At 56.9% G+C, this 2,329-nt stretch carries 1 rRNA gene; it reads left to right on the top strand.

Going from position 1 to position 2,329, the window contains the following annotated elements:
- Positions 1-127: 127 nt before the first annotated feature.
- Positions 128-2,329 (top strand): 23S ribosomal RNA (locus ABD899_RS18855); the annotation flags it as partial.

Genomic DNA, 2,329 nt, shown 5'->3' with positions numbered 1-2,329 from the left:
GGTCCCTTCGCCGCGTGCGAACCGTCATGGACACGTTTGTGTCTGTGGGAGGCGCCGGTTGGGTGGGGGGGTCGTCGGTATGTTGAGAACTACACAGTGGACGCGAGCATCTTAAAATCTTTGTGCATGTCAAGTTTTTAAGGGCGAACGGTGGATGCCTTGGCACCAGGAACCGAAGAAGGACGTAGGAATCTGCGATAAGCCTCGGGGAGTCGATAACCAGACTGTGATCCGAGGATTTCCGAATGGGGAAACCCGGCTGGAGGCAAGTCCAGTCACTCCCGCCTGAACACATAGGGCGGGTAGAGGGAACGTGGGGAAGTGAAACATCTCAGTACCCACAGGAAGAGAAAGCAACCGCGATTCCGTGAGTAGTGGCGAGCGAAAGCGGAAGAGGCTAAACCTCATCTGTGTGATACCTGTCAGGGGTTGCAGGTGAGGGGTCGTGGGACTTCTTGGTCAGGTCTGACAGTCTGGCATGGAGTCAGAAATTCGCGTCATAGTCGAAGGGCATTGAAAGGCCCGGCACAGAGGGTGCGACCCCCGTAGACGAAATGGCGTGAACTCCATAGGAGTATCCCAAGTAGCACGGGGCCCGAGAAATCCCGTGTGAATCCGGCGGGACCACCCGCTAAGCCTAAATATTCCCTGGTGACCGATAGCGGACAAGTACCGTGAGGGAAAGGTGAAAAGTACCCCGGGAGGGGAGTGAAATAGATCCTGAAACCGTTTGCCTACAATCCGTCGGAGCCCTTTCGTGGGGTGACGGCGTGCCTTTTGAAGAATGAGCCTGCGAGTTAGTGCTCAGTGGCGAGGTTAACCCGTGTGGGGAAGCCGTAGCGAAAGCGAGTCCGAACAGGGCGCCATAGTCGCTGGGTCTAGACCCGAAGCGGAGTGATCTACCCATGGCCAGGTTGAAGCGACGGTAAGACGTCGTGGAGGACCGAACCCACTTAGGTTGAAAACTGAGGGGATGAGCTGTGGGTAGGGGTGAAAGGCCAATCAAACTCCGTGATAGCTGGTTCTCCCCGAAATGCATTTAGGTGCAGCGTCACGTGTTTCTTACCGGAGGTAGAGCTACTGGATAGCCGATGGGCCTCACCAGGTTACTGACGTTAGCCAAACTCCGAATGCCGGTAAGTGAGAGCGTGGCAGTGAGACTGCGGGGGATAAGCTCCGTAGTCGAGAGGGAAACAGCCCAGATCACCAGCTAAGGTCCCTAAGCGTGTGCTAAGTGGGAAAGGATGTGGAGTTGCACTGACAACCAGGAGGTTGGCTTAGAAGCAGCCACCCTTTAAAGAGTGCGTAATAGCTCACTGGTCAAGTGATTCCGCGCCGACAATGTAGCGGGGCTCAAGCACACCACCGAAGCTGTGGCATTGACACATTGCCCGGCCACCACGCCTGCGGGTTGGTGGTCCAAGCGTGTTGATGGGTAGGGGAGCGTCGTGTGGCCAGGGAAGCGGCGGAGTGATCCAGCCGTGGAGGCCACACGAGTGAGAATGCAGGCATGAGTAGCGAAAGACGGGTGAGAAACCCGTCCGCCGAATAACCAAGGGTTCCAGGGTCAAGCTAATCTGCCCTGGGTAAGTCGGGACCTAAGGCGAGGCCGACAGGCGTAGTCGATGGACATCCGGTTGATATTCCGGAACCGGCGTAGAACCGCCCATGACGAACCTTCTGATGCTAAGCGCCCGAAACCCACCTCACCGAGCCTTCGGGCAAGGATGGTGGGTGGAGCGCGCGACCCGAGGTGGTAGTAGTCAAGCGATGGAGAGACGCAGGAAGGTAGCCTCCGCGTGGCGATGGTTGTCCACGTCCAAGGGTGTAGGGAGCGACATAGGCAAATCCGTGTCGCATGAATCCTGAGACCTGATAGTGACCGCGAATGCGGGAAGCAGGGTGATCCTATGCTGCCGAGAAAAGCTTCTAGCGAGGTTCGAGCCGCCCGTACCCCAAACCGACTCAGGTGGTTAGGTAGAGAATACCAAGGCGATCGAGTGAATCGTGGTTAAGGAACTCGGCAAAATGCCCCCGTAACTTCGGGAGAAGGGGGGCCCCAACCTTGAAGCCGCTTGCCGGCTAGGGGAAGGGGCCGCAGAGACCAGGGAGAAGCGACTGTTTACTAAAAACACAGGTCCGTGCGAAGTCGCAAGACGATGTATACGGACTGACGCCTGCCCGGTGCTGGAAGGTTAAGAGGACGGGTTAGACCCTTGGGTCGACGCTCAGAATTTAAGCCCCAGTAAACGGCGGTGGTAACTATAACCATCCTAAGGTAGCGAAATTCCTTGTCGGGTAAGTTCCGACCTGCACGAATGGCGTAACG

The organism is Fodinibacter luteus (assembly GCF_039541575.1).
Lineage (GTDB): Bacteria > Actinomycetota > Actinomycetes > Actinomycetales > Dermatophilaceae > Fodinibacter > Fodinibacter luteus.
Note: the sequence above shows the minus strand (reverse complement) of the source record. Positions and strands in the feature narration are given on the sequence as shown.